This is a genomic window from Sphingomonas aliaeris (genome assembly GCF_016743815.1).
In the GTDB taxonomy this organism is placed as follows: Bacteria; Pseudomonadota; Alphaproteobacteria; order Sphingomonadales; family Sphingomonadaceae; genus Sphingomonas; species Sphingomonas aliaeris.
In genome coordinates this window covers 743,201-757,426 of sequence record NZ_CP061035.1, presented here as the reverse complement: position 1 = coordinate 757,426, position 14,226 = coordinate 743,201, and the positions used below count along the sequence as shown (strand labels likewise).

At 64.2% G+C, this 14,226-nt stretch carries 12 protein-coding genes, 1 other RNA gene and 1 pseudogene; 6 read left to right on the top strand and 8 right to left on the bottom strand.

Annotated features, from left to right (window positions below; translation table 11 throughout):
• Positions 1-21 precede the first annotated feature (21 nt).
• From ssrA to H5J25_RS03245, 4 genes are all read left to right on the top strand, one after another.
• Positions 22-373, top strand: a transfer-messenger RNA (tmRNA) gene (gene ssrA / locus H5J25_RS03255).
• Between the two features lie 237 nt (positions 374-610).
• Positions 611-2,323 carry a M16 family metallopeptidase gene (locus tag H5J25_RS21300; RefSeq protein ID WP_318781345.1) on the top strand — a complete coding sequence of 571 codons (1,713 nt, stop codon included), beginning with the start codon at positions 611-613 and terminating at the stop codon, positions 2,321-2,323.
• Between the two features lie 10 nt (positions 2,324-2,333).
• Complete coding sequence (locus H5J25_RS21295; RefSeq protein WP_318781344.1) at positions 2,334-3,455, top strand: M16 family metallopeptidase; 1,122 nt, start codon at positions 2,334-2,336, stop codon at positions 3,453-3,455.
• On the top strand, positions 3,455-3,757 hold the full coding sequence (locus H5J25_RS03245; protein WP_202094728.1) for a hypothetical protein: 303 nt from the start codon (positions 3,455-3,457) through the stop codon (positions 3,755-3,757). The genes H5J25_RS21295 and H5J25_RS03245 overlap by 1 nt, the downstream gene beginning before the upstream one ends.
• 567 nt (positions 3,758-4,324) lie before the next feature.
• On the opposite strand, the gene H5J25_RS03240 is transcribed toward H5J25_RS03245, so the two are convergent.
• From H5J25_RS03240 to H5J25_RS03225, 4 genes are read right to left on the bottom strand one after another with little or no spacing between them, the layout of a single operon-like run.
• Positions 4,325-4,921 carry an ABC-type transport auxiliary lipoprotein family protein gene (locus tag H5J25_RS03240; RefSeq protein WP_202094726.1) on the bottom strand — a complete coding sequence of 199 codons (597 nt, stop codon included), beginning with the start codon at positions 4,919-4,921 and terminating at the stop codon, positions 4,325-4,327.
• A 5-nt stretch (positions 4,922-4,926) separates the two neighbouring features.
• A complete protein-coding gene (locus H5J25_RS03235; protein ID WP_202094723.1) occupies positions 4,927-5,892 on the bottom strand; it encodes an MlaD family protein in 966 nt (321 codons plus the stop codon).
• Positions 5,892-6,746, bottom strand: a complete 855-nt coding sequence (locus H5J25_RS03230; RefSeq protein ID WP_202094721.1) for an ABC transporter ATP-binding protein — start codon at positions 6,744-6,746, stop codon at positions 5,892-5,894. The genes H5J25_RS03235 and H5J25_RS03230 overlap by 1 nt, the downstream gene beginning before the upstream one ends.
• Complete coding sequence (locus H5J25_RS03225) at positions 6,746-7,843, bottom strand: ABC transporter permease (RefSeq protein WP_202094719.1); 1,098 nt, start codon at positions 7,841-7,843, stop codon at positions 6,746-6,748. Before H5J25_RS03225 ends, H5J25_RS03230 begins: the two co-directional genes overlap by 1 nt.
• A gap of 62 nt (positions 7,844-7,905) precedes the next feature.
• On the opposite strand from H5J25_RS03225, the gene H5J25_RS03220 reads away from it, so the two are divergent.
• The gene (locus H5J25_RS03220) at positions 7,906-8,574 is read left to right on the top strand and encodes an HAD family hydrolase (protein ID WP_202094717.1); all 669 of its coding nucleotides are present in this window, start codon (positions 7,906-7,908) and stop codon (positions 8,572-8,574) included.
• A 180-nt stretch (positions 8,575-8,754) separates the two neighbouring features.
• Here the strand turns inward: H5J25_RS03220 and H5J25_RS03215 are convergent, their stop codons facing one another.
• The 3 genes from H5J25_RS03215 to galU form a co-directional block, all read right to left on the bottom strand.
• Positions 8,755-10,032 (bottom strand): DUF445 domain-containing protein, encoded by a 1,278-nt coding sequence (locus H5J25_RS03215; protein ID WP_404829568.1) that lies wholly within the window; start codon positions 10,030-10,032, stop codon positions 8,755-8,757.
• Between the two features lie 98 nt (positions 10,033-10,130).
• Entirely contained in the window at positions 10,131-11,294 is a 1,164-nt protein-coding gene (locus H5J25_RS03210) for an alpha-hydroxy-acid oxidizing protein (RefSeq protein ID WP_202094715.1), read from the bottom strand.
• Positions 11,295-11,406: 112 nt separating this feature from the next.
• Positions 11,407-12,276, bottom strand: coding sequence for a UTP--glucose-1-phosphate uridylyltransferase GalU (gene galU, locus H5J25_RS03205; protein ID WP_202095944.1), 870 nt, complete (start codon positions 12,274-12,276; stop codon positions 11,407-11,409).
• A gap of 182 nt (positions 12,277-12,458) precedes the next feature.
• On the opposite strand from galU, the pseudogene H5J25_RS03200 reads away from it, so the two are divergent.
• A pseudogene (locus tag H5J25_RS03200) lies at positions 12,459-13,758 on the top strand (glycoside hydrolase family 130 protein).
• Here H5J25_RS03200 and H5J25_RS03195 read toward each other — a convergent pair.
• The gene (locus tag H5J25_RS03195) at positions 13,748-14,203 is read right to left on the bottom strand and encodes a MaoC family dehydratase (RefSeq protein WP_202094706.1); all 456 of its coding nucleotides are present in this window, start codon (positions 14,201-14,203) and stop codon (positions 13,748-13,750) included. The pseudogene H5J25_RS03200 and the gene H5J25_RS03195 sit on opposite strands and share 11 nt — an antisense overlap.
• Between the last annotated feature and the right edge of the window lie 23 nt (positions 14,204-14,226).

The window sequence follows — 14,226 nt, the reverse complement described above, 5'->3', positions numbered from 1 at the left end:
CGCGCAAACCCGATGCTCGCCGGGCTTGGCAAAAGCCGGCGATAATCCCATATAGAGGGTGTCGTAAGGGGCTTGCCCCGGAGACTATGGTGATAAAGTGCTGTGCATAATAGACGCAACGGACCCGGGGGCAGTACCCGGCGGCTCCACCAAAACCCGTTCTTTGAGGACAGGTTCTGACGGGGCCGAAGCAGGATCGACGTGTGTTCAAAGGCGCAGTTTTTGCCCCGGCTGAGTAACCGGTTATAGGCTCAAAACCACAAGTGCTAACGATAACGAAGCGCTCGCGATTGCCGCGTAAATTGGTCTTAACGGACTAATTTACTAAGACAAAAGCGCGGTTGGACCGCACCGGGCAACAGAAGCGGATTCCGGCGGTACGGGGGGCACCGAGCAACAGAAGCTCCCCACTTGATAATTCATCTGATCGCGCCGCATGCCGGCTGCTAGGTCTGGACCAAGCAAAAATTTTGGGTCGGTCCCGCCGCAACATCAACGTGCTGTTGCTATGTGTTGCGACCCGGGGACCGAAAGACGACAACCGTGTGTTGCGCCGGCCACACGGCTTGCTATGCATCAAACGATACGGTCGCTTCGAGGAAAAACCTGCATGACATTCCGGACTATCGCGCTTTCGGGCGTGGCCCTTTCGGCTGTGGTTTCGACACCTGCATTCTCCGCTCCTGCCGCGGCGGTCGCAAAGGCCGCGCCGGTCTCCACGCTCGTCAAGCAGGTCGATATCCCCTACCAGCAGTTCACGCTCCCGAACGGCCTTCGCGTTATCGTGCACACCGATCGCAAGGCACCCGTCGTGGCGGTGTCGATCTGGTACGACGTCGGGTCGAAGCACGAACCCAAGGGCAAGTCCGGTTTCGCTCATTTGTTCGAGCATCTGATGTTCAACGGCAGCGAGAACGCACCGGACGACTTTTTCGAACCTTTGAAGCAGGTCGGCGCGACCGATTTCAACGGCACGACCTATTTCGACCGCACCAACTATTTCGAGACGGTGCCGACCGCGGCGCTCGACCGCGCGCTGTTCCTCGAATCCGATCGCATGGGCTATCTGACCGGCGCGATCACGCAGGGCGTGCTGGATGAGCAACGCGGCGTCGTGCAGAACGAGAAGCGCGGCAACGACAACCAGCCCTATGGTCTCGTCCAGTACAAGATGAACGAGGGCGTGTTCCCGGCCGATCACCCGTACGGCCACACGACGATCGGCTCAATGGCCGATCTGGACGGGGCGAGCCTGGCGGACGTGAAAGCGTGGTTCAAGGATCATTACGGGCCGAACAATGCCGTGCTGGTGCTGGCCGGCGACGTCGATCTCGCCACCGCCAAGGCGCTGGTCGAGAAGAACTTCGGCGCCATCCCGCGTGGCCCGCAATCGAAGTTGCCGACGGCTCCGGTGCCCGTGCTGGCGACGACCAAGACCGAACAGATGAAGGACCGGGTCGCCGCGACCCTGCTGGTGCGGTCCTGGCCCGTGCCGGGGCTGAACGACAAGGATGCGACCGCGCTGGATGTCGCCGCGGGCGTCCTCGGCGGCCTGTCCAGCTCGCGCCTGCAGAACGCGCTCGTCCGGCAGGGAAAGCTCGCCGTGCAGGTGAGCGTCGGTAACCAGAGCTTCGCGCAGGTCGGCACATTCGACATCTATGTCGTGGTCCGGCCCGGCGTCGATCCGGCCGTCGTCACCAAACGGATGGACGAGATCGTCGCCGACTTCCTGAAAACCGGTCCGACCGCTGACGAAGTCACGCGCTACGTCACCAACAGTGCAGTGGGCCGCATTTCGGGCCTCGAGTCGGTCGGTGGCTTCGGCGGAAAGGCCGTCGCGTTGGCCGAAGGGGCGTTGTTTTCCAACGATCCCGGTTTTTACAAGAAACAGCTCGCCGAACTCGCCGCGCAAACTCCGGCCAGCGTTCGCGCTGCGGCCAATACGTGGCTGACCAAGCCGTCCTATAATCTGACCGTCGCTCCGGGCGCACGCGACTCCTACGCGGAGGCGCAGGTGCCCAAGGAGGTCAAGATCGTACAGGCGCCGCCTGCAACGCCGAAGGGCACGCGCGGGCCGCTCCCCGCGGTGGGTGATGTCGCCGGCCTGACATTCCCGGCGGTTACCCGGGATCGGCTGAACAACGGCATCGAACTGATCTACGCACAGCGCGGCGCGGTACCGATGACGAAGGCGGTGATCAGCTTCGATGCCGGTGTGGCGGCCGACGTCTCGGGCAAGCTCGGGACGCAGCAACTGACGCTCAGCATGCTCGACGAAGGTACCAAGACGCTCGATCTCGACGAAGTTCGCCGAAGCGCGTGAGCGGCTGGGCGTGGACATTGCCACGGGGGCAAGCCTCGACCGCACCTCACTGACGCTGTCGACGCCGAGTGCGAACCTCGCCCCCGCTATCGACCTGTTTGCCGACGTGACCCGCAATCCGGCGTTCGCCGCGCCCGAGGTCGCCCGCGTGAAGCAGCAACAGCTCGCCGAGATCGCGCAGGAACTGACCAACCCCGGTGCGATCGCCGGACGCATCCTGCCGAAACTGATCTATGGACCGGCCTCCCCCTACGCCAAGTCGGCGGGCAGCGGCGATCCGGCTGCGGTCGGCAGTCTGACCCGCGACGACCTGATCGCATTCCAGCAGGCGTGGCTGCGTCCCGAACGTGCGAAGATCTTTATCGTCAGCGATCTGCCGCTGGCGACGGTGAAGGCGGCGCTGAACAAGCGCTTCGGCGACTGGAAGGGCGTCGGTCCGGTTGGCACCAAGACGTTCGGCCCGATTACCGGCACCGCCAGCCCGAAGATCATCCTCGTTGATCGTCCGGATTCGCCGCAGTCGCAGATCAGTGCCGGCGCGGTCACCGGCCTGAACGGCAGCGACGAACTGCTGCCCGTCCTCACCGCCAACGACGCACTGGGCGGCAGCTTCCTCAGCCGTATCAACATGGACCTGCGAGAGGGCAAGCACTGGTCCTATGGCGTCAGCGGCGGGTTCCAGCGGAGCGAGAATGCCGCGCCCTACATCATCAGCGCCCCCGTCCAGTCGGACAAGACGGGCGCCTCGATCGCCGCGCTGCGCAGCGACATTGCCGAGTTCGTGACGACCAAGCCGATGACGAAGTTCGAGTTCGATCGTGCGATCGCGGGCGCAACGCGTTCACTTTCGGGCAATTTCGAAACGTCGTTCGATGTCCTCCGCGCGATGCAGCAGAACGACCTGTATAAGCGCCCCGACGATTATTACGGGACGATCACGCAAAAATATAAGGCGATGACGCTGCCCCAGCTTGACGCTGCGGCACGCGCGGCAATCGACCCGAAGAAGCTGGTCTGGGTCGTCGTGGGCGATGCCAAGACGGTCCGGCCGCAGCTTGACAGTCTCGGCCTGCCCGTCGAGGAAATCACCGCGGCGTCCGTTGCGGGCGCCACTGCTTCGGGAGAGAAATAATGGCCGCAGTTGATGGCACCTGGGATACGATCGTCAAATCGCCGCTCGGCGACCAGAAGAGCACGCTGACCGTCGCCAGCAATGGCGACACCTTCACCGGCACCAACAGCGGTGCGATGGGTTCGGTCGACATCACGGACGGCAAGGTCGATGGCAACACGATCAGCTGGACGATGAAGATGACCGTGCCGATGCCGATGACGCTGGATTGCACCGCGACGATCGACGGCGACACGATCACCGGCAGCGTCGGCGCAGGCGCGTTCGGCAGCTTCCCGATGACGGGCACCCGCGCGGGCTGAACGTCCGAACGGTAGTGGTTTTGTAAGAGGCCCGCTTCCGAAAGGAGGCGGGCTTTTTCGTTTGGATTGCCGGGGCTGGATGAAAGCCGGATCCGGCGTCGGAAGCTTGCCCTTCTACTCCCCTCCCTGAAAGGGAGGGGCTGGGGGTGGGTGGACGCCCGGGATGCAGTTTCCGTGGGGACGATCTACTGTAAACTATAGCGGATACGTCGGTCTGGCGCGGAGAGAGGTTTGTGCTCCCGCAACCTACCCACCCCCGACCCCTCCCTTCCAGGGAGGGGAGAAGGTGTGCCGGGCCCGGCGTAAAAGTGTCCGGACTAACGCTCAAAACGGCGCAACCAAGCGGCGGGCCAACGGAATGCCGCAGTCTCGCCCTTCTGCTCCCCTCCCTGAGAGGGAGGGGCTGGGGGTGGGTAGACGCCCGGGATGCGGTTTCCGTGGGGCGATTACTATAAACTTTAGCGAATATTTCTGACTCGCGCGGAGTGGGGTTTGTGCTGCCGCAACCGACCCACCCCCGGCCCCTCCCTTCCAGGGAGGGGAAACCGTAGCCCGACCTAAAAGCCCTTACTTCCCGACCCAGTCCGCCACTTGGCCCGCCACCTGGTTCGCCGCCTGGTTGATCCCCTGCGATGCGGCATTCGCCTCGATCGCGGCGATCGGCACGCGGGCTTCGAAGCGGCGCTTCTCAACCACTTCGCCGGTCGTCCGGATCAGTGCCGCGTCGAACGTCACCACCGCTTCGCTGGTCGATCCATCGACGCCGAAATTGCGCAATTCGCCCGACAGACGCGCACCGGGATCGGAGAAGGACTGCGCGGTACTCAGGACGACACGGCCCGTCCGGGCAGCGACCGTATCGGCGGCAAGCCGGGCGAACAACCGCGCCGGCAGTTCGACCCACTGCGCATCCTTAACGTATGCGACCGACGTCGCGCTCGACTGTACCGGCACGCGCGTCGTCGCAAGCGCCTGCGATACGGACGGAACGGCGATCGTGATCGTCGCGGCACTGGCCGAACTGCGCGTCTCGCCCGCAGGTACGCTCTGCGCCGATTCCAGCGTCAGCAGCACGGGTGGGGGCTTCGCGCCGAAGCTGATGCAGCCGCCGAGCGCGAGAGCGCCGGCAATCGGGAGCAGGACGGTGAATTTGGTCATGGTCATGCGCCTCACTTCTTCGGCTTATAGTCGGGCAGCTTGGGCGATCCGACCAACGCCCCTGCCCCGCCCTGATCGATCTTCTCGGCGACCGACGTCAGCGAGGACGACATCACGCGCAGGTCGCGCACCAATTGCCCGACCTCCGGGATCGTCTGCTTGCTGAACGCCTGAAGGCCCGGCCGCGCATCGCCGATCGCCGCGTTGAGCGAGTCCATGCTCTTCTGCGCGCTCGCCACTGCTTTGTTCAGGTTCGCCGCCGCCGGGCGGACATCCTCGGCCAGCATCGTGTTGGTCGTCCCGGCCAGCTGCCCGATCTGTTCGGCCGCGGCTCCCGCCTTCTGGATCGCGACCCGCGTCTCGGCCAGCGTCGCTGCGATTTCAGGACCACGATCCGCCAACGCGCCCGTCAGGCGGTTGGTATTGGCCAGGATACCGGCGATTGAATTCTGGTTCCGGTCGGAAAGCATGTCGGTCAGTTTCTCGGTCAGCGTCGACAGCCGCTCGAGCAATTGCGGCGCCGAGCTCAACAGCGCCCCGAAGCCGATCGACTTGGTCGGAATCACCGGAACGCCGTAAGGGCAGGCTGCCGCGCTGTCGGGCGTCGGACATTCGATCGGCGGTGCACCCTTCTTGGCGCCGTCCAGCTGGATCGTGCTGGTGCCGGTGAAGCTGCCCTGCACGCCCGCTGTCGTCCCCTCCAGAACCGGGGTCTCGTCCTTCACGGTGATGCGCACGCGCACGAACTGCGGATCGCGCTTCCACAGCGCGATTTCCTTCACCTGGCCCAAAGGCACGCCGGAGAAGGACACGATTGACCCCTTGTTCAAACCGTCGACGGACTGCTTGAAGAAGATGTCATATTCCTTTTCGCTCGTCCCGTTCAGGCGCGCGATCCACACCGTGAATAGCGCGAGGACGGCGAGCAGGATCAGCACGATGGCACCGACCAGCACATGGTTCGAACGGGTTTCCATCAGCCTTCAGTCCCTATCGTGCTCTGCCGGGTATCTGGCCCGGTATCCGTCGTACCTTCGCGCAGGTCCGCCGCGCGTTCGACCGATGCGGTCGCGGCGCGCCCGCGCGGCCCGTTGAAATATTCCTGGATCCATGGATGATCCAACGCGAGAAGTTCCGGAATCGTCCCCACGCCGATCACCTTCTTGTCCGCCAGCACCGCGATACGATCACAAATGGCGTATAATGTGTCCAAATCGTGGGTGATCAGGAACACCGTGAGGCCCAATGTCTTCTGCAGCGACTTGGTCAGTTCGTCGAACGCCGCCGCGCCGATCGGGTCCAGCCCGGCGGTCGGCTCGTCCAGGAACAACAGTTCCGGGTCCATCGCCAGCGCGCGCGCCAGCCCGGCGCGCTTCTTCATGCCGCCCGACAGTTCGGACGGGAATTTAGGACCGGCATCGGCAGGAAGGCCCGACATGACGACCTTGTACGCAGCGATCTCGTCGCGGAGCGCAGGATCGAGATCGGGATAGAATTCGCGCAACGGCACCTGCACGTTTTCCGCCACCGTCAGCGTGGAGAACAATGCACCGCCCTGGAACAGCACGCCCCAGCGTTTACGTACGTCGATCGCTTCCGTGTCGCCACGGTCGATCATTTCCTCGTCGAACACCCTGATGTCGCCCGCCAGAGGCGTCTGGAGTCCGATGATCGATCGCATCAGCACGGACTTGCCCGTACCCGACCCGCCGACCACGCCCATGATCTCGCCGCGACGCACCTCCAGGTCCAACCCGTCATGAACGAGCTGTTCGCCGAAGCCATTCTTCAGCCCCTTGACGGAGATGATCGATTCGTCCTGCTGCGGCATTACACCCACCCTACCCAGGTGAAGAACATCGCGAAGAACGCATCCAGAACGATCACCAGGAAGATCGCCTGAACCACCGCCGCCGTCGTGCGGATGCCGACCTGTTCGGAATCGGATTCGACCATCATGCCCTGGAAACAACCGGCGATGGCGATGATCGCGCCGAACACCGGTGCCTTGATCAGGCAGATGAACAGGTCGGTTATCGGCACGACTTCGCGGATGCGCTGGACGAACGTTACCGGCGGAATGTCGAGCGACACCCAGGACAGCAGCCCGCCGCCGATGATCGCGATCAGCGAGGAATAGAATGCGAGCAGCGGCATCATCATGACGACCGCAAGCGTGCGCGGGACGACCAAAGCCTCCATCGGCGAGACGCCGATCGTGCGCATCGCATCGATCTCCTCGGTCAGCTTCATCGTGCCGAGCTGTGCGGCGAAGGCCGAACCAGATCGTCCCGCGACCATGATCGCGGTCATCAGCACGCCGAGTTCGCGCAGCGTCAGGCGGCCGACCAGGTTGATCGTGAACACCTCGGCGCCGAACTGCCGCAACTGCACCGCGCCCTGTTGCGCGATGACGATGCCGATCAGGAAGCTCATCAACCCGATGATGCCGAGTGCGGACACGCCGACGACCTCGAACCGCATGACGGTCGCGTTGAAGCGGAAGCGGCTGGGATGCCGGATCAGCGTACCGAAGGCGATCGCCGTTGCACCAAGGAAACCGAGCAGGCCGAGCATCGTCTGCAACGTGATCATCACCGCATCGCCGATCTCACCGAGCACGCGGGAGAATCCGCCGACATGTTCTGGACGCATCGCAACCGGCTGATCCGCCTTCTGGACCTGCGTCAGCAAATGGCGGCCGTCGTCGCTCAACCCCTCGATCGTAGCGTCATGTTCGGATGCGAACCGCTGCACGATCCACGCGCCGACCGTATCCATGCGGTCGACGTCCGACAGGTCGACCGACGACACCTTGCCATCATAGGCGCGCAACCGTTCGGCCAGATCGCCGATCCGCGCCAGTGTCAGGTTTCCGGAGAAACGGAGGACATCCTGTTCCGGGCTGAAGGTCGCGGTTTGGCTCATCGACCTGATCCTTGCTGCAAACGCGCTGGATCGGCAAGCAAGTTGCCGCGTATGAAGGACGAATGACCGTGAAGCTTGCAATCTACGACATGGACAAGACGATCACGGTGAAGGCCACCTGGACCGGATTCGTAATCGGTGCGGCGCGGCGGCAGTCCCCCTGGCGTCTCGTGTTCCTGCCACTGATTGGTTTCGCTACAGTGGCTTACGGGGCGAAGCTCATCGATCGCGGTCGTCTGAAGCAGATCACCCAGCACCTGCTGCTCGGGCATACGATGAGCGCGGAAGCGACCGCAGCGGCTGCGGACCGGTTCGCCGGCCGCGTGCGCCTTCTCCCCGGCGCGGAGGCGCAGATCCGCGCCGATCGCGCGGCAGGATACCGGCTGGTCATGGCGACGGCGTCCTACCGATTCTATGTCACGGCGATCGCGAAAAGGCTTGGGTTCGATGCGGTGATCGCGACGCTGTCGCGCGACGGCGGCGACGGCGCGGTGCGCGCGGGGATATTCGGCGAGAATTGCTACGGCCCCAACAAACTCGCGATGATCCAGGACTGGATGGCCGAACAGCGCATCGCGCGCGAGGACGCGGTGATCCGCTTCTACAGCGATCATGTGTCCGACGCCCCGACGCTCGACTGGGCGGACGAGGCGTTCGCGGTCAACCCCCACGCCCCGCTGCGCGCGCTCGCGCTGGTCAAGGGCTGGACGATCATGGACTGGCCGGGGTGAACTATTTTCTCCCCTCCCTGGAAGGGAGGGGTCGGGGGTGGGTGGCGTCCGGGCGTACCGATACAGGATAGTCAAGCAAAGCCGTATCGCGAACATCCGCCCACCCCCAGCCCCTCCCTTCCAGGGAGGGGAGTAGAGAAGTGTCTCTCGCATCCAAACGGGCAAGCAAACGGTTCAAACTCAAAGCAGCACATCCACACTGTGGATCGCCAACCCCACAAGCCCGCCCACCAGCGTCCCGTTGACGCGGATATATTGCAAATCCTTCCCGACCGCATTCTCCAGTCGGGTTGTGATCGTGTGGGCATCCCAGCTCCGCACCGTTTCCGACACGAGCCGGACGATCGCGTCGCCATAATCCGCCGCCGTGCCCACCACCGCACGCCGCACGAACCGGTTGAGCGTCGCGCGCAGCCGCGGATCGCGTTGCAGCGTCTCGCCCAACTGACGCAACGCCTCGCCGAACTTGCCGCCCAGCAACTTCTCCGGGTCGCGCGCGATACGCAGCATGGCTGCGCGCGCCTGTTCCCACAGCCCGTTGATCCAGTTCTGCATCGCCGGATTGTCGAGCATGCCGAGCTTCAGCGCGTCGACGCGGTCGCGCATCTCCGGCGAATGCTGCAGATCGTGCGCCAGCTGCGCCAGCCCTTCCTCCGCCTTGTCGCGCAACGGATGCTCGGGATTTTCAGCCATCTCGCGCACCAGGCCCTTCAGCCCGTCTATGATCTTGTTCGACAGCGTCTCGTCCAGCCCGGTCCAGCGCAGGATTGATCCGGCGCGATCATGCACCATCGCGCGGACGAGATGCTCGTTCGCTTCCAGTATCTTGCCCGCCCACAGCACGATCCCGTCGAGGATCGGCAGATGGCGTTTCTCGGCGATCGCCGCGCCCAGCGCCTGCCCCAGCAACGGCGCAAGATCGAGGTCGCGCACCTGCTTGACCATCGCGCCGCGCACCATGCCGCCCAGTCGCTCCTGATCCAGCGCCTGCAATATCTCGACCGCGATCCGCGACGCACCGCGCGTCAGCCGCCGGCTCGCAACGCCCGGATTGGCGAGCCATTCGCCCGCGATCCCCGCCATGTCCATCCGGCGCATCCGGCGGGAAATCACCGCCGGCGTCAGGAAATTGTCGCGCAGGAACACCGCCAGCGTATCGCCGATACGATCCTTGTTGCGCGGTACGATCGCCGTGTGCGGGATCGGCAGGCCAAGGGGATGCCGGAACAGGGCGGTCACCGCGAACCAGTCCGCCAGCCCGCCGACCATCGCCGCCTCGGCAAAGGCGCGGACGAAGCCGAACACCGGATGCCCGGTGTCCAGCGCGCGGCTGATCAGGAACAGGATCGCCATCGCGACCAGCAATCCGGTCGCGACGATACGCATACGCCTGAGGCCCGGCGGAGGTGCCTCCGCATGGCCCGAGGACCGGCGGGGCGCGCGGGCGAACAACTTCATGCGCGAACCAATCCCCGAAGCGCGGGAATGTTCAAGTGCCGATGCATGTTTGCGCGATTATCGCAGTACAAACGGCACGGCCCGCCCCGCGTCGGGCCCTATCCAAGCCGCCGCGCGCCCTCCGCCCGCACCGCCGCGATGGACGGATATCCGTTGACCGCCATCATCAGGTCCGCCTCCGCCAATATGCATTTCAGCACATGCGCTGCGCCCGCCGCGCCATCCAGCGCGAGTCCGTAGCTATACGGACGCCCAACGCCGACCGCCGTCGCGCCAAGCGCCAGAGCCTTGACCACGTCCGATCCCGACCGGATTCCCAGATCGAACAGGACGGGCAGATCGCCCGATCCCGCCACGACGTCGGGCAGCAGGTCGATCGCGGCGATCCCGCCATTCGCCTGACGCCCGCCATGATTTGAACAATAGATGCCGTCCGCCCCCGCATCCACAGCGCGCCGCGCATCGTCGCCGTGGCAGATCCCCTTCAGCACGATCGGCAGCTTGGTCAGCGATTTCAGCCACGCCATGTCGTCCCAGGTCAGCACCTTGCCGAACAACCGGCTCCACAAGCCGATCGCCTCGGGCAAATTCCCCGCGACCGGCTTGCCGAGCAGCTTGAGGAAGACCGGATCGACAAAGTAGTTTTCCAGCACATGCCCGCGCAATTGCGGGAAGTTGCCTGAATTCAGGTCGCGCGGACGCCATCCAGTGACCCATGTGTCCAACGTCACGACGATCGCCTTATAGCCCGCCGCCTCGGCGCGACCGACAAGACTGGCCGCAAGGTCCGGGTCGCGCGGCGTGTAAAGCTGAAACAGGCCGGGCGTCTCGCCGCTCGCCTTCAACACATCCTCCAGCGGATCGTTCGCCAGCGTCGATGCGCACAGCGGAATGCCGGTCGCCGCGGCGGCTTGCGCGGCGGCAATGTCGCCGTGCCCGTCCTGCGTGCAGATCCCGGTCACGCCGATCGGGCACATGAACAATGGCGTCGGCAACGTCATCCCGAACAGGTCGATCGACAGGTCGCGCTCACTCGCATCGACCATCATGCGCGGCACCATGCCCCATTGGTCGAATGCCGACCGGTTGCGGTTCTGGGTCGTCTCGTCGCCGCAACCGCCCTGCACGTAATTCAGGACGTAAGGCGGCATCGCGGCCTCGGCCCGCGCGACCAGAGTCGCATAATCGACCGGCACCTTAGGCAGCACGCCGCTCAGGGCGGCGCCGTACAACTCGTTCTGATAGCCGCCGAAATTTGGCATCCTGTCCCTCCGCTCTTTGCTTTGGGGCAGTGTGGCACAAGCGTCCGGCCCACGTCATCCCATCAAAGCGACGACGCGGCCTTCGACCCGGACCTGATGTCAGGCGCGACGGTCAGCGCAGCAGATCGACCGCAAACGCGCGCACCGATTCGCCAATGTCCGCGCGGCCCAGAGCGATCGCCAGATTGGCCTGGATATACCCGGCCTTGTCGCCGCAATCATAGCGTCGGCCGTCGAACGTTACGCCGTGGAAAGGCTGGTCGCCGATCATCTTCGCCATCGCGTCGGTCAGCTGGATCTCACCACCGGCACCCTTTTCCTGCGTCTCCAGCACGCGCATCACTTCGGGCTGCAGGATGTAGCGACCGATCACCGACAGGTTTGACGGCGCCGTCCCCGGGGCCGGCTTCTCGACCAGCCCACGCACTTCGGTCAGCGATCCGTCGCGCGCGCCGGGGGTGATGACGCCGTACATATGCGTCTGGTCCTCGGGCACTTCCTGCGCGCAGATCATGTTGCCGCCGACCTTGTTATACGCCTCGACCATCTGCTTGAGACAGCCGGGTTTCCCGACCATGAAATCGTCCGCCAGCAGCACCGCGAAGGGTTCGTCGCCGACGATGTGACGCGCGCTCCATACGGCATGGCCAAGCCCCATCGGCTCCTGCTGCCGGACATAGGAGATCGCGCCCGGCTTCAGCCGCGTGCCGTCCAGAACGCTGAGCGACTTGCCGCGGCCCGACATCGTCGCTTCCAGTTCGTAGGCGATGTCGAAATGATCCTCGATCGCGGATTTGCCGCGACCGGTGACGAAGATCATCTGTTCGATCCCCGCCTCCAGCGCCTCGTCCACTGCGCACTGGATCAGCGGCCGATCGACCACGGGCAGCATTTCCTTGGGCATGGCCTTCGTTGCGGGCAGGAATCGCGTCCCGAGACCGCCGACCGGAAACACTGCTTTGCGAAGTGGCTTGATCATGATGCTTGCTCCCCGAAATCGCCTGAGTGCCTAGTCAGTCCCCCGGTGCAGCGCAACGGCGGCAGGCGTCCCAACACCGGAAATTCATCATGGGACCGGATCGGCGGCGAAAGTCGCGCATCCCGGACCATTCCCGCGAGACGCGCGTTCAGCGGCCAGACTTAACATAAATGGAGTTCCAGACGATGCCCGATGGCCAGCCCGTTCTCGACCATCACGATCTGATTCTCCGCCCCGATCCCTCCCGCACCGTCGTCCGTCCATTCTCGCTCGAATATCCTGAAGGCTTTCGCGAACAAGGACATACCCGTACCCAGGCGATCGTGGATCGCATCCTGACGCTGGACGAAATGGAGATGGAGAGCGAACTCGACCTGTTGACGCACTCGCTCGACGAACGACACCGCGACGTGGATGCGATGCTGTGTCGCCGCTATGCCGAGATCGCCGCACAGCTTCCAAAGCCGATCGACGCGAGCGAACCGCAGAAACGCCTGATCGGCGCCTATTTCAGCGAGGAATATTCGTTCGAAGCCGCCGCCTTGTTCAATCCCAGCGCAGTGATCGCCGACGACCAGAGCGACGCGCCCGAAGGCGGATTGAACTTCATCATGTCGCTGCGCGGCATCGGCGAGGGGCACGTCTCCTCCGTCACCTTCCGCACAGGCACCTGGGTGCCCGGCGGCGCGATCACCGTCGATACGCCCAGCCCGACCGCGGTTCCGCCGATCGTGGAGGGCAATACCGACGACAACACGCATACGACGGTACAACTGCATTGCGGCGGCAGCCGGGAGATTTCGGAGACGGTGCTGTTCCCCGTTCTGCCCAGTCAGCGTCAGGGAATCGAGGATCTCCGGCTCGTGCGCTTTACCGACGACGACGGCAGCGTCAGCTATCACGGCACCTATACCGCGTTCAGCGGCGCGTCCGCGCGGCCCGAACTGCTGACCGGCATCGACTTCAAGAATGTCGAGATGCGCGCGCTGACCGGCGACGCGGCCGGGGCCAAGGGCATGGCGCTGTTCCCGCGCCGCATCAACGGGCAATATGTCATGCTCGGCCGTCAGGACAGCGAGAGCATCTGGCTGCACCGGTCCGACGACATCCTCGTCTGGAATGGCGGGCACCGGCTGGTCTCGCCGAAATATCCGTGGGAATTCATCCAGATGGGTAATTGCGGATCGCCGATCGAGGTGGACGAAGGCTGGCTGGTCCTGACGCACGGTGTCGGCACGGTGCGCAATTACTGCATGGGCGCCTGCCTGCTCGACAAGGACGACCCGTCCAAACTGCTCGCGCGCACGCCCGAACCGATCCTGATGCCCAGCCCGAACGACCGCGACGGCTATGTCCCGAACGTCGTCTACAGCTGCGGCGCGATCGCGCATGGCCGCGATTTGTTGATCCCCCTACGGCGTCGCGGACAATTTCGCCGCGTTCGCAACGACGACGGTGGAACGCGTACTGGCGGTTATGGAATAGGCCGCCGAAGCAGCAACGCGCTGCGTAGGCATTGGCACACGATCTGGTCGCGCTGGTTGATCAGCCGGTGTTCGAACGTGACGATGCCTGCGTTGGGCCGCGACTTGCTGTCCTTCAACGCGACCACCTCGGTTTCCGCGCGCATCGTGTCGCCGATGAACACGGGGCTGGGATGGACCAGCTTGTCATAGCCCAGATTGGCGACGAGCGTACCCAATGTCGTGTCGCCGACCGACAGCCCGACCATCAGCGCGAAGGTGAAGGTGCCGTTGACGAGGATCTGCCCGAACTCGCTCGCTTTCGCCGCCTCCACGTCGAGATGCAGCGGCTGCGGATTGTGCGTCATCGTGGAGAATAGGAGGTTGTCTGTCTCCGTCACGGTCCGGCGGATGTCGTGCGACATGCGGTCGCCGATCTGCCATTCGTCGTAATAGCGCCCAGCCATATTTACTTCCGTTCGTTTCGAGC